The 17,257-nt window shown below is 55.9% G+C and carries 16 protein-coding genes; 9 read left to right on the top strand and 7 right to left on the bottom strand.

The annotated features are described in order from the left end of the window. Positions 1-10: 10 nt before the first annotated feature. From UP10_RS13460 to UP10_RS13450, 3 genes are read left to right on the top strand one after another with little or no spacing between them, the layout of a single operon-like run. Positions 11-919, top strand: a complete 909-nt coding sequence (locus tag UP10_RS13460; RefSeq protein ID WP_044587808.1) for a MaoC/PaaZ C-terminal domain-containing protein — start codon at positions 11-13, stop codon at positions 917-919. Between the two features lie 10 nt (positions 920-929). Continuing rightward, entirely contained in the window at positions 930-1,343 is a 414-nt protein-coding gene (locus UP10_RS13455) for a Zn-ribbon domain-containing OB-fold protein (RefSeq protein WP_044587807.1), read from the top strand. Then, entirely contained in the window at positions 1,343-2,491 is a 1,149-nt protein-coding gene (locus UP10_RS13450; protein WP_044587806.1) for a thiolase C-terminal domain-containing protein, read from the top strand. The genes UP10_RS13455 and UP10_RS13450 overlap by 1 nt, the downstream gene beginning before the upstream one ends. Before the next feature lie 148 nt (positions 2,492-2,639). Here UP10_RS13450 and UP10_RS13445 read toward each other — a convergent pair whose 3' ends face one another. Both UP10_RS13445 and UP10_RS13440 read right to left on the bottom strand, forming a co-directional pair. Next, a complete protein-coding gene (locus UP10_RS13445; protein ID WP_082077090.1) occupies positions 2,640-4,166 on the bottom strand; it encodes a class I adenylate-forming enzyme family protein in 1,527 nt (508 codons plus the stop codon). Then, positions 4,163-5,371 carry an ABC transporter substrate-binding protein gene (locus UP10_RS13440; protein ID WP_044587805.1) on the bottom strand — a complete coding sequence of 403 codons (1,209 nt, stop codon included), beginning with the start codon at positions 5,369-5,371 and terminating at the stop codon, positions 4,163-4,165. Before UP10_RS13440 ends, UP10_RS13445 begins: the two co-directional genes overlap by 4 nt. Positions 5,372-5,734: 363 nt before the next feature. Between UP10_RS13440 and UP10_RS13435 the strand changes: the two genes are divergently transcribed. Beyond that, on the top strand, positions 5,735-6,880 hold the full coding sequence (locus UP10_RS13435; protein WP_044587804.1) for an acyl-CoA dehydrogenase family protein: 1,146 nt from the start codon (positions 5,735-5,737) through the stop codon (positions 6,878-6,880). A gap of 262 nt (positions 6,881-7,142) precedes the next feature. Here UP10_RS13435 and UP10_RS13430 read toward each other — a convergent pair whose 3' ends face one another. Further along, positions 7,143-8,354, bottom strand: coding sequence for an ABC transporter substrate-binding protein (locus tag UP10_RS13430; RefSeq protein ID WP_044587803.1), 1,212 nt, complete (start codon positions 8,352-8,354; stop codon positions 7,143-7,145). A gap of 160 nt (positions 8,355-8,514) precedes the next feature. Between UP10_RS13430 and UP10_RS13425 the strand changes: the two genes are divergently transcribed. From UP10_RS13425 to UP10_RS13415, 3 genes are all read left to right on the top strand, one after another. Next, on the top strand, positions 8,515-10,230 hold the full coding sequence (locus tag UP10_RS13425; RefSeq protein WP_044587802.1) for an FAD-dependent monooxygenase: 1,716 nt from the start codon (positions 8,515-8,517) through the stop codon (positions 10,228-10,230). Beyond that, positions 10,227-10,841, top strand: a complete 615-nt coding sequence (gene wrbA, locus UP10_RS13420; RefSeq protein WP_044587801.1) for an NAD(P)H:quinone oxidoreductase — start codon at positions 10,227-10,229, stop codon at positions 10,839-10,841. The genes UP10_RS13425 and wrbA overlap by 4 nt, the downstream gene beginning before the upstream one ends. A gap of 123 nt (positions 10,842-10,964) precedes the next feature. Further along, positions 10,965-11,726 (top strand): IclR family transcriptional regulator, encoded by a 762-nt coding sequence (locus UP10_RS13415; protein ID WP_156179873.1) that lies wholly within the window; start codon positions 10,965-10,967, stop codon positions 11,724-11,726. Positions 11,727-11,971: 245 nt separating this feature from the next. Here UP10_RS13415 and UP10_RS46630 read toward each other — a convergent pair whose 3' ends face one another. From UP10_RS46630 to UP10_RS13400, 3 genes are all read right to left on the bottom strand, one after another. Continuing rightward, complete coding sequence (locus tag UP10_RS46630) at positions 11,972-12,355, bottom strand: GNAT family N-acetyltransferase (RefSeq protein WP_502692182.1); 384 nt, start codon at positions 12,353-12,355, stop codon at positions 11,972-11,974. A gap of 192 nt (positions 12,356-12,547) precedes the next feature. After that, positions 12,548-13,306, bottom strand: a complete 759-nt coding sequence (locus UP10_RS13405) for an SDR family oxidoreductase (RefSeq protein ID WP_050043654.1) — start codon at positions 13,304-13,306, stop codon at positions 12,548-12,550. Then, on the bottom strand, positions 13,303-13,710 hold the full coding sequence (locus UP10_RS13400; RefSeq protein WP_044587799.1) for a hypothetical protein: 408 nt from the start codon (positions 13,708-13,710) through the stop codon (positions 13,303-13,305). The genes UP10_RS13405 and UP10_RS13400 overlap by 4 nt, the downstream gene beginning before the upstream one ends. Before the next feature lie 249 nt (positions 13,711-13,959). Between UP10_RS13400 and UP10_RS44145 the strand changes: the two genes are divergently transcribed. After that, positions 13,960-14,097: a hypothetical protein gene (locus UP10_RS44145; protein ID WP_197086799.1), complete on the top strand. Its 138-nt coding sequence runs from the start codon at positions 13,960-13,962 to the stop codon at positions 14,095-14,097. Positions 14,098-14,286: 189 nt separating this feature from the next. Here UP10_RS44145 and UP10_RS13395 read toward each other — a convergent pair whose 3' ends face one another. Further along, positions 14,287-15,276: an AraC family transcriptional regulator gene (locus UP10_RS13395; RefSeq protein ID WP_044587798.1), complete on the bottom strand. Its 990-nt coding sequence runs from the start codon at positions 15,274-15,276 to the stop codon at positions 14,287-14,289. 779 nt (positions 15,277-16,055) lie between these two features. On the opposite strand from UP10_RS13395, the gene UP10_RS13390 reads away from it, so the two are divergent. Next, complete coding sequence (locus UP10_RS13390; RefSeq protein ID WP_044587861.1) at positions 16,056-17,228, top strand: ABC transporter substrate-binding protein; 1,173 nt, start codon at positions 16,056-16,058, stop codon at positions 17,226-17,228. The last annotated feature ends 29 nt before the right edge of the window (positions 17,229-17,257 follow it).

Raw genomic sequence — 17,257 nt, 5'->3', positions numbered from 1 at the left:
GAGGCTGAAGATGGGGCTCGATCACCGTCGATTGATGAGCTGGCCGTTCAAGGACGTCGTTCATCGCTACGAAGACAAAGATACTATGCTGTACGCCTTAAGTCTGGGCCTCGGCAGCGATCCGACAGACGTCCGGCAATTGCAGTTTGTTTATGAGCAAGGACTTAAGGCGTTTCCCACGATGCCGATCGTTTTGGGAATGACAGATCTTGGATTTCTCGCAGATCGCGACGTCGGGATCGATCTTTCAAAGATGCTGCACGGAGAGTCTGGATTGCTCATTCACTCGCAGCTCCCGCCGCGAGGCGCTGTGATCAGCCGGATGAGGCTGGTGGATCTTGTCGACAAGGGTGCGCAAAAGGGTGCGCTCCTTTACTTCGAGCGACGAATTCGCGACGCCGCGGACGATCGTCCACTGGCTACGGAGCGAGGATGTTTCGTGTTGCGCGGTAACGGAGGCTTCTCCTCCGAGATTGGCGCGTCGGCACCGCCCCGAATGATGCCGAACCGTCCGGCAGATCGCTTCTGCGAGTTACGCAGTCTACCGCAGTCAGCCTTGCTTTACCGTCTCTCGGGTGATCGTAATCCCCTTCATGTGGACCCGGCGATTGCCCGGACGGGTGGCTTCGAGCGGCCAATCCTCCATGGATCCTGCACGTATGGGATCGCCGGTCACGCCCTTCTCCAGATCCTTTGTGACCACGACCCCTCGCGCTTGCTGCGGATGGAAGTTCGCTTCACAGCGCCCGTACTACCCGGTGAGACCATTCGGACCGAGGTCTGGATGGACACGGCGCGGTCGGCTCAATTCCGCTGCTCAGTCATCGAACGGAATAGAGTCGTGCTCGACAACGGTTACGCTGAATTTGCGAACGCGCCGGTAGTGGAAACTGCCCTGGCTATGCCGGTATCGCACTAGGATCGCAGTCATGCCGAGAACCGATCGCCACATTCCTTCCGCCACGCCGGAAACGAAACATTTCTGGGATGCTGCGCGCGAAGGGCGACTGATCCTGCAGCAATGCCGAGACTGTGGGCACACCTATTTTCCACCGCGCCCCTTCTGTAGTGAGTGCAACTCCCGCAACGTGGCGCTCCGACAGGCGAGTGGCCGCGCACGTCTCTATAGCTACGTGATTAGTCACAGAGCGGCGCCGGGTTTCGAGGCTCCCTATGCTATTGCTGTCGTCGAGCTCGACGAGGGGCCGCGTATGATGACGAACATTATCAACGTTCCTCAAACCCCGGAGGCGCTCGTGCTCGACATGCCGCTTCGCGTGGCATTCGAAAAGATTTCCGACGATATCTCGCTGCCTGTATTCGAACCGGAGGGGAGCAGATAATGAGGAAAGCCCAGGCGGCAATCGTTGGTGCGGCGGAGACTACGCGCCTCGGCATAGTCCCCGACGTGTCACAGCTGCAGTTGCATGCGGATGCGGCGCTCAATGCGCTCGCTGACGCCGGAATTCGGTCCGCCGAAATCGACGGTTTTGCGACCGCAGGGGAGGATCCGATCCTTCTGGCGCACTACCTCGGTATAAAGCCCACCTGGATCGACGGTACGTCCGTGGGTGGATGCTCCTTCTTGATGCATATTCGCCACGCGATCGCTGCGATTGGTCAGGGGCTTTGCAAGACGGTGTTAATCACGCACGGCGAAAGCGGAAGGTCCAGGCTACCCGCTCCGTTCTTTCCGTGGCCTCCGCCTCCGATGAGTTTGTCCGGGCAATTCGAAGCGCCTTACGGCACCACCGGTGCACCCACGATGTTTACGATTCCGGTTCTGCGATACCTGAAGGCTTACAACATCTCCCTTGAGCGTTTGGCAACGGTGTCGGTGGTTCAGCGGCGGTGGGCTTCCATGAATCCGAGAGCCTTCTTCAAGGACCCCATTACCGTAGATGACGTGATGTCTGCCCGCATGGTCGCGTTTCCGTTCACGCTGCTGATGTGCTGTCCGCAGACCGACGGTGGAGGCGCGCTCATCGTTACTGCGCCCGAAAGAGCCGCCGAATTCGCGACCAGGCCCGTCTATGTCCTGGGAGCGGGCGAGGCTGCGGAGACGACGATGATCAGTCAGATGAAGGATTTCACCTCGTCGCGAGCATTCCGTATGTCTGGCGGGATGGCATTCGAAGATGCAGGAATTGGTCATGCCGATGTCGATCACTTGATGATTTACGACGCGTTCGCACACTTGCCACTCTATGGGTTGGAGGATCTAGGCTTCTGTAAGCCCGGTGAGGCAGCGGATTTCATCGCCGACGGTCGCACCTCTCCCGGAGGAACACTGCCAGTCAACACGAATGGAGGTGGCCTCAGTTACATGCATTCTGGCATGTACGGAATGTATGCTCTGCAGGAAAGCGTGCGGCAGGTGCGTGGAGTTGCGCCGGCGCAGGTTCCAAACGCCAAAATATCTGTGGCGCATGGTGTTGGCGGAATGTTCAGCGTGAGTAGCACCATTGTATTGGGCAATGTGGTTCCATAGATTTCGCGCGCAGGACATCTGTCGGTACAATGCGCTCAACGAGGTTGGTGCGCCTCTAACGGTGCGCCAATGCCGCTTTATGCGGTACTCTCAGATCAATTGCATTGAGCAACTGAAGGGCCCACGTCTTCGATAGCGGTCGGGTTGCCTAGCTTATCGCCCGACCATTGTTCTGCCAGTGGCGCTGCCGCAGATCCGACTTGGCGATCTTGCCGGCGCCGGTAAGTGGCATCTCACCAATGAACTCGATTGACTTTGGGCATTTGTATCCGGCCAATCGCTCTCGGCAGAACGCGATGAGTTCGCTCTCGGTCGGGAGTTCTCCCTTGGGGACAATGACGCCGTGGACTCGTTCTCCCCAGATCGCGTCGGGAACGCCGATTACCGCAACTTGGCCCACATTTACGTGCGCGCCAAGTACACTTTCGACCTCAGTCGAGTAGACGTTCTCTCCTCTCGATACAATCATATCCCTTGCACGATCAACCAGCGTAAGGTAGCCGTCCTCGTCGAAAAATCCAATGTCTCCCGTCCTCACGAAGCCATCTGCGATCGCCGTTCGAGTTTCTTCCGGACGGTTGTGGTAGCCGTCCATTGCCGATGGCCCGCGTGCGATGATCTCTCCAATTCCTCCCGTTGGGGCCGACTTTCCATCATTCCCGATCACTCTTATTTCTTGCTCCCAGACGGCTTGACCAGCGGAGCGCAGACGGACGGGATCGTTCGCCAGAGCGTTGAGGTGATCCTCGTGCGTCAGGACCGTGAGTGGGCAGATCTCGGTCTGACCATATGCCTGGGTGAAGCGGACGCTGGGAAGCGCTTCTAATGCGCGGCGGAGAAGAATCTCACTGATAGGTGAAGCGCCATAGAAGACATTGCGAAGGCTAGTGAATGCCTCCGCTGAGAAGCCTGGGGCTCTCAAAAGCATCTGGAGCATGGTTGGAACGAGGAAGACCGTGGTGATGCGGTGCCGCCGCACGCAATCGATTACCAAGTCTGGTTCGAAAGTGTGCAAAGGAATTTGAGCGGCCCCTGCGTAAGTTGCGGCAAGGATCATGCCCGCGCCGCCGATGTGGAAAAAGGGAGCGGTAAGAAGACAGCGGTCTTCGGGTTTGAGTCCTAGAACGCGAGACACCACACTAGCGTTCGAGACGAGGGATCGGGCGCTCAGTTTCACCCCCTTCGATCGCCCAGTGGTGCCGCCAGTGTAGAGGATTGCTGATACCTTTTCGGCGTCGAACGCGCCTTCGGGAACGTTGCTTCCGCGAGAGAACAACGGTGAGTCAGTCTCCATGGATAGGAGGCGGCCCCGCCACGGCGAAGGCCACGATCCTTCTGCCCTTTGAAGTGACGAGTTGTCGGCAAGAATGGCGCTTACGGCGGAATCTTCGAGTTGCTCAATGATCTCTGACTGAGTCAGTCGCCAGTTGAGTGGGACTGCAATCGCGTCGATAAGCCAAATCGCATGGAGGACTACGATATAGCTCGAGCTGTTATGGGCCAATATTCCAACACGATCGCCCGGTCGAATGCCGCAGGCGATTAATCCTGCAGCGGCACACCGGGCGCGTCTTGCAAGGCTAGACCAGGTGAAGGATGCCTTCCCTTCTTCAAGGGCTACGGATCCGCCTCTAGTGACAGCCAGCCTATCGAGCAACGCCGGGATATGGGTCATTCGCCTGTCAGCGGCGGGCCTTCCGGCTGCCAGCGGTCCCCGGCGAAAGTGATGATCTGCAATTGCTTCATGGGCGCGTAGTCGGTCGGGCTGGTATTGATCACGATGCCGGGTAGCGTCGTCTTCGGCGCGAATTGCTTCAGATTAGCGGCCTGCTTCATGACGTTCTCACGGGTAAGTTCGTCGCCGCATTGTTCCAGAACCTGCTGGACGGCCTCGGCGGCTGCATAGGTAAATCCGATGATACTGTCGTCCTTGTTGATCGTGGGGGCATACAGATCGAGGAACGCGTGAAAGTCCCTAATCCCGGCGTCATCCTTCCAGCGAGGATCTGAGCCATCTTTGAGGTAGGCCGCCGAGTAGATCCCTTGGACATTGTCCAGGCCCGCTGGTCGGAGAACCGTGGCAATCGACGCGGACGAATTGGTCACGATCTGAATCGGCTTCCATCCGAGCTCTGCAACCTTCTTCAGCGCTTGAGCGGTGAACTTTGCCGAACTGATATGAACGAGCAGGCCTGCGCCGGATGCCTTCAGCTTCACGATGTGGCTGTCGATACTGGGTTCGGTGACTTCGTAAGGCTCCTCGATGACGATCGTTGCGGCGTTTCCGAGCGACCTCTTCAGTCCTCGCATGATGTCTCGGCCGAAGTCGTCGTTTTGGAAGAAAATGCCAATTTTTGAGTTAGCATGGTTCTTTGAAATGAACGAGCCATACACTTGTCCCTCGCGCTCGTAGGACGGTTGGAAGCCCATCGTCCACGGAAACTCGGCGGCGTTCTGGAATTTGGTGGCTCCGGATGCGATGAATAGTTGAGGCACCTTCTTCGCATTCATGTATTTCGCTATAGCCGCGTTGGTCGGAGTGCCGAGCGGCGAAAAGATGAACAGGACTTCGTCGCCTTCGACGAGCTTGCGAGCTTGCTCTACGGTCTTCGCGGGACTGTAGGCGTCGTCGTATGAAATGAACTTTATCTTTCGGCCCCTGATGCCACCCTTTTCGTTGATCATGTCAAAATAGGCGGCGGCGACCCTTCCATGGACGCTATAGGCCGATGCTGGCCCGCTGTAAGGAGCGATGTTTCCAATCATAATTTCAGTATCGGTCGCTCCGGGGTCATATTTCTTCAGTTGTGCGGATGCCCCCGTCACCAAGCCAAGAAGTGCCACAGCGGCAAGAGCGTGAAACCTTGTTGCGCCCGTCATTTATTCCTCCCCTGTGTCGCGTCCTGGTCGCGTCGCGTGAATAAAACTGGTCGATCAAGTAGCATTATAGATAGATGAGTTTGTATCGTAAAGAGAGGCAATTGTCTTCTGCCCAGCGAGTCTGGCTCTGCAGATTCCGTGAACCGCCTTGTTTCTCGGCCGCGAAGGAGACGTCCCAGGGCACCGGTAGCATTACAAATAGGTTGATTGGTTTTTCAATTTAATCTATTTGGAACCTAGGCTATCAAGGCCCTCGGACGGCTTGGAGGACTAAAACCGGCGGGCGCAGCTTGCGTCGGCCCAATCCGCGGCCGGGCGGTGCATGCGCCACGCGGGTGCATCTGTGGACGGGGTAGGGATTCGATGGACGAGGATGATCGGCCCTTGTTTCACGAAGAGCATCGTCTCTTCAGGAGGCAAGTGAGAGCGTTTTTGGCGAAGGAGATTGTCCCACATCACCCGCAGTGGGAGAGGGACGGGATAGTGCCGCGCGATCTCTGGCGGAAAGCCGGACGAGCGGGACTCCTCTGTCCGACTGTATCGGAGGAGGATGGTGGGCCGGGCGGCGACGCACTCCATAGCGCGGTTGTTATCGAGGAGTTGGCTCGTATCGCCGCGTCGGGACCCGGCTTCTGGATCCATTCCGAAATGGTAGCGCCTTACGTGTCAAATTTCGGAAATTCACAACAGAAGGCTAGGTGGCTACCGAAGCTCGTCTCTGGGGAAGCGATTGGCGCGGTGGCGATGACGGAACCGGACGCCGGATCGGACCTGCGCGGGATGAAGACGCGAGCGGTGCGTCGTGATGGAGGGTGGCTGCTCAAAGGCCAAAAGGTCTTCATCTCGAACGGTCAGCTCGCGGACGTCGTCGTGGTCGCAGCGAAGACTGCGCAATCGACGGAAAGCAATTCGATCTCGCTGTTTCTCGTTGATGCTGCCTCCCCCGGTTTTCACCGTGGACGAAATCTCGAGAAGATCGGCGCGCATGCCCAGGATACTTCGGAGCTCTTCTTCGAAGATGTCCTAGTCTCCCATGATGCTTTATTGGGGGAAGAAGGCGCGGGCTTTAGGCAATTGATGAAGGGCTTGGCGCGCGAAAGATTGTCCATCGCGATTTCATGCCAGGCAAAGGCTCAGTTCGCCTTTGATCAGACCGTTGGCTACGCGCAAACCAGAAGACTGTTTGGGGGCAAACTGATCGACCTGCAAAACACTCGATTTCGGCTGGCGGATGTCAAGACCGAACTCGTCGTTGGTCGCTCTTTCGTGGACGACATGCTTCGTCGCTACCTAGAGGGGCATCTCGATGGTAACACGGCGGCCATCGCCAAGCTTTGGACGACTGAGATGCTGGGACGCGTGGTGGACACCTGTCTCCAACTGCATGGAGGTTGGGGCTACATGACCGAGTACCCCATTGCGCGTGCATACATTGACGCCCGTGTCGAGCGGATCGCTGGTGGAGCATCCGAGGTCATGCGAGAGATAATTGGAAAGACTCTGCCGTGACCAACTTGACGTGCGAAGGTCGATTTGACGAGTGAAAGCCCACCGACGTCGCCAGCGCGCGATAGACGCCCAAAAGCCGCAGCGCCGAACGCAAACTGAAGGCAAAGCAAGCGATTCCTGCGATCGGTAGCGTCTGCGCATAGTTCATGTTGGCGTGTTCCATCTGAACCGATTTGCCGACACGGATGTTGACCAGGCGGCGCGTGCAACGTGGTCGCAGCATTGGATCCGGGTCGGTCTCATGTTTCGTTGCAATCTTTACCTAGCGAGCCACCCGCAGCTTGCATCTATTGTCGCTTTCCGCCCCGAAGGCCTCAATCGCAGGGATCCGCCGCACAGGTTTATAGTAATCCCAAGGATACTTAGATTCGGCGGGTGTCTTTACCTCGTACAGAGTAAGATCATAGATGGCCCTGCCATTGGAGCGGATGCTGGCCGCATTGCCAAAAAGATCGAGGTTGAGCTCACTCATTTTCGCGCGGACCTGATCGGAATCGATCGTATTAGACGCCGCCACTGACTTCAGATAGTGAAGTACGACCGCGTAGGTATATGCTTGGACTTTTGTCGGCATTTTCCCGTGCCGAGCCATAAATCGCTTCGACCAGGACCGGGCTTGTTCGTTTTCGTCCCAATAGAAGCCGTCGGTCGTATACAGGCCATGTGAACTCGCTAATCCGAGTCCCTCGATATCGGTGATGAACTGCAGGAAGATGGCCAAACGTCGCTGATTATCGGTCACGCCGAATTCAACCGCTTGCTTGACGACCGAAATAGCGCCACCGCCGACACCCGAGATACCAATCACCTTGGCCGGGGACGAACTCGCAGTTACGAGGTAGGAGGCGAAATCCGTTGTCGAAATCGGGTATTGAACGCTCCCGAGGACCTTGCCGCCAGCCGACTCAATAGCCTCTCTACCCGCTTTCTCCATGGCGTGGCCGAAGGCGAAATCGGGTGTCAAGAAGAACCAGGATGTTCCGCCCGTTGCGACGACGGCTTTTGCTGTGCCAACCGCCAGCGCGTGCGCGTCTTCCAGCATCTGGATTGTATAGGGCGAGCAAGCAGAACCCGTGAGATCGTCGGTCGAAGCCGCCGTCACGAAAACGAGCTTCTTCTTTTCGCGACCGACCTCGTTGACAGCGAGGGCAACGGAACTCGTTGGAAGATCAACGATGGCTTCAACGTTTTCAACGTCGAACCACTTGCGAGCGATCCCGCTCGCGAGGTCCGGCTTGTTCTGCATGTCGGCAGAAACAATCTCGATTTTTCTACCCAAGACTTGGCCGCCAAAATCGGAAACAGCCATCTGGGCTGCGAGGACCGCACCCGGGCCGCCGATCGCAGCATACGGTCCCGACTGATCCCCCAGAACGCCAATCCGCAGTGGGACTGGCTGCGACCTTGCCGTCGATGAGGCAGCCACCAAGCACAAAATGGAAACGAGGCGCAGGGTCGTTTGAAGCCAGGCCATAACATTTCTCCACAAACAGAATGAATTACATTATACAGAACAATATTCATGCGTAAGTCAATAAATTATGGGAGTTAACCCTCAGTGCGCTTCTGGAAATGTAACAATGGACATCAAAAACAAAATGCATTACGAATAGTGGAAATCATGGAGTAACGGTATGCCAACTGGTTCGGTGGGTATTTCAGTGATTGTTGTGGGTGCCGGTCCGATTGGATTGACCTTGGCGGCCGATCTCGGTCAGCGCGGCGTGCGTTGCACCGTCATCGAGCAGAGTGATGGCAAGGTCGGCCCCGCGAAGATGTTGCAGGTCGGCGTCAGGACAGTCGAATTCTGTCGCCGAATGGGCATTGCCGAGAAGGTCAAGAACTGGGGATTCCCTCAGGACTTCCCCTTAGACAACGTCTTTGTGACCAACTTGAATGGCTACGAACTCGCCCGAATCCGCCCGGCGTCGGGAGGTTCAGCTGCTCTCTCGAGATTCAGTCCGGAGCATCAGTGCCACTGCCCCCAGACAATATTCGATCCGATCATGGGAGACTTGGCTCGGTCGTATCCGTCAACTGAATTTCGCTTTCGCAGCAGGTTGGAGAGTTTCGGTCAGGACGACGAGAGTGTCGTCGCGCAGATACGTGATCTCGATGATGGTAAAATGCGAGAATTCGTGGCCGATTACATAGTCGGCTGCGATGGGTTCTCGAGCACGGTGCGAAAGCTTGTGGGCATCGATATGCGCGGCGTAGGGGCGCTCGATACCTCGATCAATGTTGAGTTCGTGACGGAAGATCTTGCATCTCTCCACAATATGGGGAACGCCGTTCGATATATCTGTATCGGTCCGGAAGGCACATGGGGAACCCTTGTTGCAATCGATGGACGGCAAACGTGGCGGTTGACTCTGTACGGGGCAAACAGCATCGACGTTAAAGCGATCGACGTGTCGAAGGCTATTCGACGAGCAATCGGAACAGATTTCAACTTTTCCATCAAATCGGTCGGTGAGTGGGTCCGTCGCGGGGTGGTCGCGGATCGATTTCAGGACGGTCGAGTGTTCCTAGCCGGCGATGCTGCGCATACGCATCCGCCGAATGGCGGTTACGGAATGAATACCGGCATCGCCGACGCAGTTGACCTCGGATGGAAGCTTGGGGCTGTGAATGACGGCTGGGGTGATCCCCGAATATTGGACAGCTATGACATCGAACGGCGCCCGGTTTGCCATCGCGCGGTGAACGAATCCGTCAAAGAATACTATCGTCTGACCGAAGATTCACGACGCGAAGAGATCGAAAGTGACTCTCGTAAGGGAGAAGCTCAGCGTCGCGAGTTTGGAGCCAAAATTCAATCCGCCAACGAGAAATCAAAATCATGGCAACCGTTCGGAATCCACTTGGGTTATAGCTATGATCCTTCTCCCATAGTTGTTTGGGATGGAACGCCTCCGCTTGTTGACGACACGATCGACTATTTTCCGGTGAGCAGGCCAGGCTCACGTGCGCCTCATGCGTGGCTCCCGGATGGTCGCTCGATGCTCGATCTTTTCGGCGGAGGATACGTACTGCTCCGATTCGGCAAAATCCCTGTCGATGCAACGCCGCTACTTGCCGCGGCCAGACGTCGTCAGATGCCGATCGTCGTTCATGATATCACGGATCGGAACGTCGAGACACTGTATGAGCGCAAGCTCGTGCTCGTGCGACCAGACGGTCATGTCGCTTGGCGCGCTGATCGCATGTCAGCCGAGCCGCACACCATTCTTGATCGGCTAAGAGGGGCTGGTCCCAGGGCCGCTTCACTTGGTTCTGCGACTCAGCCGAAGCCGTGCTCGGCTCGGAATCCAACTTTATCAGTGCAGCGGACAGGAGATCATGCATGACCCAGGCTAAGCTTCTTGTGTTGTTTCATAGCTTCTACGGAAATGTCTTCCGACTAGCAGAAGCGGTCGCGGACGGTGCGCGAGGATCGGGTGCAGAAGTCTTCGTCAAGCAAGTTCCTGAGACAGTTCCAGAAGCCGCGTTAGCTGCATCCGGGGCGCTTGCTACTAAAAAGACCTTCGAGCATGTTCCGACGGCCACAGTCGACGAACTGCCGACTTACGATGGCATAGCGTTCGGTACGGGAACGCGCTTTGGCAACATGAGCTCAAGCATGCGTTCGTTTTTCGATCAAACGGGAAAGCTATGGAACGAAGGAGCCTTACTGGGCAAAGCCGGCACTGTGTTCGCCGCGACCGGTACCGGTGGTGGTCGGGAAACCACCATCGTTTCCACCTGGTTCACGTTGGCGCACCACGGAATGATTATCGTGCCGGCCGGCTACGGAAATTCCAATATGCGCCAGGTCGATGAAGTCCATGGCGGAAACCCGTACGGGATAACAACGGTTTCCAGGGCAAAGGCACCGAGGCCAAGTGAAATTGAGCTTGACTTGGCTCGCTCGCAGGGGCGGAGTTGGGCTGACGTCGCGATTAAACTGGCTCGTGACTAGGGTCCAAAACTTACAAGGTCACTGCTCTTGAGACGGAAACCAAAGGCCAATAGGGCGCATATAGGTACGGGAACCGAGACTCGAGAAGAGCGACCGACAAAGCGTCAGCAAGGCGTGCAGAGTGTGGAGATCGGCCTGCGGCTGGCCTTTGCGCTTGCCGAGACGGATGGTCCGCTGGCCCTTCGCGAACTCGCCGAAAAGTCGGGGCTGCCGGCGAGCAAAGCGCATCGATATCTCGTGAGCTTGAGTCGCGCCGGGATAGTCGAGCAAGACCAGCGGAACGGTCATTATGATCTCGGACAGGGCGCACTTGTGCTCGGGATCGCCGCTATGGGCCGGCTCGACGAGCAACGTTTTGCGTCCGAGACGTTGTCAGACCTTCACCAAGTGACCAACCAAACGGCAGCTGCGCTGGTTTGGGGCACGCATGGCGCTACGATCGTTCTCCGCAAAGAGTCTTTGCGCCCTACCACCGTGAATACGCGCATCGGGTCGGTGTTGTCGACCATAAGTTCGGCGTCGGGCCGGGTGTTTGCAGCGTTTTTGCCGAGGGAGATCGTGGGGCCACAAGTCGATGCCGAGTTTGCCCAAGGCACAAAGCCAACTTATCTCGGGCGAGCACTCGATGCCGAAGAGTTTTGGAAACTGATTGAGAAGACCCGGCGGGTGGGTGTTGCCCGTGTTCGCGGCGATCTGCTTTCGGGCGTAGATGCCGTTAGTGCACCGGTATTTGACCACGAGGGGAAGATCGTCATGGTGCTTTCGGTATGGGGTGGTCACGGCGTCCTCGATATCACCCCGCACGGGAACATAGACCGATTGTTGACCGAAGCGGCTGCTACGCTCTCGGCGAGACTAGGTTATCCCGGAAAGCATGTCTTGTAGCCTGAGCGCCACGCGGATCGTTGTGCTGGCCTCTTGCGATGGGCAAAACTTGATCCTGCCAAATCCTGGCAGGAGAGGTGTGGAGGGCGCGAAATTGCTGTGTTGTGCCTGCAAGTTCTACTTATAGACTTCAGTAGCCTCGTGAAGAGGCCAGGCCTCGCACTTGTCAGGTTCTTCCATGAAGTGCTTGAAGCGAGTACTTTTTGAAGAGTCGAATTCGCGGCAGTACGAGCATATAGCGGCAATCAGGTCTGCGATCGCAATGGCAACCGAATGTACTTGATCGCGACCTTGTGCATGTCTTCGCGCTCGTAAAACCTCTGGGCTGCGGTGTTTCGAAGGGCCGTGTCTAGGACAAGGTAGTCGCACCTCAATTCTCTACATTCATTTGCCAAAGCCGTGAGTAAATGAGATCCGAGACCCGTTCCTCGAAGGTTCTCCTCCGTGACAAGGTCGTCCACATAAACATGGCGACCAAAGACGAAATTTTCCTGAATTCGCCAGCCCGCGAGAGCGACTATCACTCCCCCGGTCGTTGCTGCGAGGAGGTGATATCCATCCAAACGTTGTCTAAGAACTTGTTGGACGAAAGAGTATTGCGATGTCAATTGCGAGCGGAGCAATCTCATAATTGGCCAACAGGCGGCAATCTCTACTTCTGTCTTGGGTCGGGTCAACAAGATGTTGGTCTGTGAGGTCGACATTGTCATTGCGCCATCCGTTGCGGTCTTTGGCGGTCACAGTCAACAGTGCTGATGCTTCGATGACAGGTCTTCTGCAGCTGTTGGTCGGCTTCGAGTGTCAGAAACCTGTTTCTACTTCTACGACTTGGGCTGCTTGTTCCACTCCGGCCACGTGAGGCCGCCCGTTCGACCTGCAACGGGCTGAATTGCAGATAAGGCAGCCAGCGGGCCGATTGAGGGGGCACAAATGCGATATTTCGGCCTTCGACGAAATCCCATCCACGTTTCTACCAACTGTCTCGTTTCTATTCTCTCTGGACCACAGATGATATTCTTGTCGTTGGAAGGTCCATTTAGAGCGATATCAACGATCGTTTGCGCAGCAAAATCTACATCGAGGGGTTGCAGGATCATTTTCGGTGCGAGCACTACGGGCCCCACTGTCAATCTGCCAAGCATGAAGTCCACGAAATCATGAAACTGAGTTGGACGCACCACGGTGTGGGAGATGCCGCTGAGCGAGAGCATGCGTTCGCAATCAAGCTTCATTCTATAGTAGGAATGATGCCGGGCGGCCTCGTCGATTCCGGCTATGCCGACATAGACAATATGCAGCGAAGATCGCTGCGCGGCTTCAATAAGCCGCGCCAAAGCAGCCAAATCCTGCTGCGGCTTTGCTTGACTGGTAGCGCAATTGAATACCATCGTGCGCCCCGCCAATGCGTCAGGCAGTCCTTCTCCGGTCACCGCGTCAAACTGTTTCCATTGGCCAATGAAGTTTGAGGGTTTTTTGCTGCGACTGCCCGCTGCGAACGGAACGTTGCGGGCCGCAAGTTGCCGTATGATGGCCGTGCCTAGAAGGCCACTGCCGCCAGTCACGAGAGCGCTGCGGGTCATGCTTGCGCATCTTTTGGAGGCTGAAAGTACACCCAAACGACCCCAGCGAGGCCGATAACGGCGGGCAAGTAAACCGCGAACCAATTCTGCGCAATAACATCCGTGCTGCAGATTCCGACAGCAATCTCCCAGACGTGAAAGAATCCGTGGAGTGCAAGCCATAAAGTGGCGGCACTCCACATCCATAAGCGCTGTCTCGGAAGAAACATGCCGATAATGTACCCGGCTCCTATCATTAGATGGATGGTGCCGATATCACGAAGGAAGTGCTGGTTGAAAGGCCCGGTAGCGGGTACGGTTGGCACCATTAAGTACCAGGCAAGTGGATCGTAAAGCATGTAGATGCCATTGGCGAACATGAACGCGCCCAATAGGCCTATGACGATTTGGACAAACGCCGTCATTCATTGCTCCGTGGTCAACCGATGATTTGTGCTAGTTGCTTATCCCGTTCTGGGACGGGCACCAGGCGAATGCCAATTTGTCCGATGTCTGCGAATGAGGACAGCACCAAGAGCTGACTTAACGGCTGCACCGAGTGCCTCACCTACGCCGCAGTGTCAAAATCATGGACACGAACTGGGGAACAAGAAAAGTCGTTTCGCCGGCGCCAAATGGCGGCCGGCTCGCGTCAAGCCGTAGTGGGCGGTGCCTTGACGCTCTTTGGTGCCGATCGCAAGGCCGAGGCTCGGGAGTTGATTTCTCTGCTGAAGTCCTCGGACATCTTCGAACTTGCCCTTACTGAAGTCGTCAACGACCGCTTCAGTATTACGGACTGCGAAACCAGCTGACCGGATGAACGCGCGGTTGCAGAGGTCTTGTCAACCTAAAGCTTTCGGTCGGGAGCGGATGTAGAAGAAGCAGCGCCTGGAAGCAGGATTTGGAACTGGTTTGGCTTTCCGACAAATCAGACTCACAGGTCGACCTCATACGGCCCGACGTTGACTACATCAGAGCCAATGAAGCTGTGGCAGATTTGCTCAAGCCTCCGGCGGCTCGGGTTCGGCAGACGTCCGACCAGTGACGGCATTTCGGAAGGCCTCGGGTGAAGATCCTCGCCGTTGCTTGAAGAAACGGGCAAAATGGGAAGCATGAGAATAACCTAGAAGGAAGGAGATTTCCTTCACCGGCCTCGTCGTATAGAGGAGCAGCCGCGTGGCCTGTTCCAGTATTGCGTTCTGGATCACTTCGCGGGCTGGACCACCACAAACGCTCTGACATGCGGCATTCAGGGCATAGGGTGTCGTCGAAAGACGCGTAGTGAAGGTTTCGACTGTGTGCGTCTCAGGTTTGGCATCGTCGGAAAATCCGATGGCGCCAATCGTATCGTGAATGAGAGTTCGGTACCGTCGAAACAAGTCGGCATCACTCGAAGCGATTTCAACGCCGCTACCGGCGGGATGATCTGAAGCCGCAGCATCAAGTTCCAGCAACACACAACTGAACAGATAGCGCAACGCATCACGCCTATTCCGATGAATAGACGAAGCTTTCTCGGTGAGAAGACTCATCAAGCCTTGCATTGCGACGATCTGCTCGTGTGACCGTAGTGAAATGAACCGGGCGTTGGCCAGCCGGAGAATGGCGGCATTCGTCGCCCCTTCGACAGAACTGAGTCCTGTCGCGAAATCCGAAGAAAAACTTAGGACCGAGCCTGTTGCGCCCGGTGAGTAGATAAACTGATGCACCACATTTGCCGGTGTGTAGACGCAAGACGGCGCGTCGACAGCCCATTGCTGCCCGTCGTGCTCAAACGTGCATTTCCCGCTGAATAGAACTGAAATTTGGTCGAAATCTACGTGCCGATGGAGCGATATCCTCCATTTGTTGGGGATGTTGCGGACCGACAATGGTTCAATGTGAAAGAAACCAAAAATCGACTGCGTCCAACTCTCGCCATAGAGGACGTAGGCCGGAACGTTCAGAACGTCCGCTCCCCGTCGGGAGTCAGAAGGTTTGTCCCTCTCCATAACGCTGCTCGATCGCACCTAGTGATACTAGGATGGGCAAACATTTCCCGATCTAATCGGCGATGCAATGACCATTTTCACAAAAACCGCAACCTTGTGATGGTTTCCGTCCATCGTCCGAAACCCGCACACAGTCTCCGCTCGCCTATTCGTCGCCGAGACCCAGTTCCTCGGCATGGAGGAGGCTGACCCAAGTCCCGTTTCTTACAAAGCGAGGCGCCAAAGACAGATCACATACTAGAAGGAGCTTTGTTGCGATGCAAGATAGCTCCCTTTGCGGATCGTACTTTCCCTTGAGACCTGCCAACGCTGCAGGCGTGAAACAGCAGCGACCAATCGTGAAGTTGTAACGCCTGCCAGCACCAAGGCCCGCTGCAACACATCGGCGCCTTCAACACAATGTCAAATACTTCGGGACTAGCTCGGCTCTTCATTTTACGAAATTGGTTACTCGGTGTTGTCGTCGATCCTCTCGGCGCGGTCTATGGTCTTAAGCGGTCTTGTGATTAATGCATTGCAAACCGCTGTTATGGGCTTTCGCCTGGTTCGGATCTTACTCAGTCGTTTGCGGTTACGATCGCGTTTCTGCGGTGTAGCTCACTCTTGGATCAAAGTCCGTCGCGTTGATCTCTGGCGCTAACGGGGTTTCGGAAGGGCTAGTATTGCATCATTCACGGCGTGGGAAATTTGCTGGCTGGTTCGCGAATGACATTTCGGCAATTCCGATACTATTCATCGTGTCGGCTTTGGATAGATGCACAACCGTAGGGGTTCGTATGATGACGGTGAGAACGTCTCTCGCTGCGTTTTTCTGGGCAGCAATGGTGTTGGCGAGTAGAGCGGAGGAGTCGACAAAAATTGGCTTTATCACCACTCTGTCGGGTCCGGCAGGCTACTTAGGCGCAGACGCGCGAGACGGCTTTAACCTCGCCGTTGAAATGGAAAGCGGCAAGCTCGGTGGCGTTCCCGTTCAGGTCGTGGTCGAGGATGACGGCTTCAAGCCTGGCGCCGGCAAGCAGATTGCCGACAAGTTTCTTAAGTCGGAAAAGATCAAGCTCTTCACCGGCATTATCTTCTCAAATATTGCGGGCGCAACAGTACCGGACATTCTCGATGCCGGTGGAATTTATGTCAGCCCGAATGCAGCACCATCGAATTTCGCCGGTAAGGATTGCAACAAGAACTATTTTGTCGTGCCTTGGCAGAACGACGCGTTGCACGAGAGCGCCGGCCAGAATGCCACCAATCTCGGCTACAAGAAGGCCTTTATTCTTGCTCCGAACTACCAAGCGGGCAAAGACGCGCTTACAGGATTCAAGCGGTTCTTCGATGGTGAAATCGTCGGCGAGCTTTACACGCGCCTGGATCAGACCGACTTTGCGCCTGAAATGGCCCAGATTCGTGACGCTAAGCCGGACGTCGTTTTTCAATTTGAGCCAGGCGGGCTTGGCATAGCTTTTATCCGCCAATACCAGCAGGCCGGTTTGCTCAATAAGATCCCAATGGTTTTATCAGAGCCAGGTGTTGATGCCGTTTCTCTCAAGGCACTCGGTGAATCGGCGCTCGGAATAAATCTCTCGTTTCATTGGAATTCCGATTTTGATAATCCTGCCAACAAAAAGTTCACGGAAGCTTGGGCAAAGAAATACGGTCCAGATCGGGTCCCAACGTATTTCGCAAGTCAGGGATATGATACTGCGCTCGCCATCGGGGCCGCACTCAAAGGTGTGAATGGCGACATCAGCAATACCGATTTGTTCCGTGCCGCCATGTTGAAGGCCGATTTCGAGTCGGTGCGCGGCGCATTCAAATTCGGCAGCAACCAGCATCCTATCCAAGACTGGTACGCTGGTCGTGTAGAGAGAGACACGACCGGCAAGCCGATCATCAAAACACTCGGCAAGATCATGTCGAACCACGGCGACGCATATTCGAAAGACTGCATGCTTTGAGCGGTGGGGAAGCGTGGCACCCCGTCCCG

Origin of the sequence: Bradyrhizobium sp. LTSPM299 (assembly GCF_000938235.1) — a bacterium.
Taxonomy (GTDB): Bacteria; Pseudomonadota; Alphaproteobacteria; order Rhizobiales; family Xanthobacteraceae; genus Bradyrhizobium.
The sequence above is the reverse complement of the archived record's forward strand: the minus strand, read 5'-3'. Positions and strand labels throughout refer to the sequence as shown.

What these genes read in the sequence shown, in the direction of transcription:
- UP10_RS13460 (WP_044587808.1), top strand. Translation starts at nt 11, where the DNA reads ATGGGGCTCGATCACCGTCGATTGATGAGCTGGCCGTTCAAGGACGTC.
- UP10_RS13455 (WP_044587807.1), top strand. Translation starts at nt 930, where the DNA reads ATGCCGAGAACCGATCGCCACATTCCTTCCGCCACGCCGGAAACGAAA.
- UP10_RS13450 (WP_044587806.1), top strand. Translation starts at nt 1,343, where the DNA reads ATGAGGAAAGCCCAGGCGGCAATCGTTGGTGCGGCGGAGACTACGCGC.
- UP10_RS13445 (WP_082077090.1), bottom strand. Translation starts at nt 4,166, where the DNA reads ATGACCCATATCCCGGCGTTGCTCGATAGGCTGGCTGTCACTAGAGGC.
- UP10_RS13440 (WP_044587805.1), bottom strand. Translation starts at nt 5,371, where the DNA reads ATGACGGGCGCAACAAGGTTTCACGCTCTTGCCGCTGTGGCACTTCTT.
- UP10_RS13435 (WP_044587804.1), top strand. Translation starts at nt 5,735, where the DNA reads ATGGACGAGGATGATCGGCCCTTGTTTCACGAAGAGCATCGTCTCTTC.
- UP10_RS13430 (WP_044587803.1), bottom strand. Translation starts at nt 8,354, where the DNA reads ATGGCCTGGCTTCAAACGACCCTGCGCCTCGTTTCCATTTTGTGCTTG.
- UP10_RS13425 (WP_044587802.1), top strand. Translation starts at nt 8,515, where the DNA reads ATGCCAACTGGTTCGGTGGGTATTTCAGTGATTGTTGTGGGTGCCGGT.
- wrbA (WP_044587801.1), top strand. Translation starts at nt 10,227, where the DNA reads ATGACCCAGGCTAAGCTTCTTGTGTTGTTTCATAGCTTCTACGGAAAT.
- UP10_RS46630 (WP_502692182.1), bottom strand. Translation starts at nt 12,355, where the DNA reads ATGAGATTGCTCCGCTCGCAATTGACATCGCAATACTCTTTCGTCCAA.
- UP10_RS13405 (WP_050043654.1), bottom strand. Translation starts at nt 13,306, where the DNA reads ATGACCCGCAGCGCTCTCGTGACTGGCGGCAGTGGCCTTCTAGGCACG.
- UP10_RS13400 (WP_044587799.1), bottom strand. Translation starts at nt 13,710, where the DNA reads ATGACGGCGTTTGTCCAAATCGTCATAGGCCTATTGGGCGCGTTCATG.
- UP10_RS13395 (WP_044587798.1), bottom strand. Translation starts at nt 15,276, where the DNA reads ATGGAGAGGGACAAACCTTCTGACTCCCGACGGGGAGCGGACGTTCTG.
- UP10_RS13390 (WP_044587861.1), top strand. Translation starts at nt 16,056, where the DNA reads ATGACGGTGAGAACGTCTCTCGCTGCGTTTTTCTGGGCAGCAATGGTG.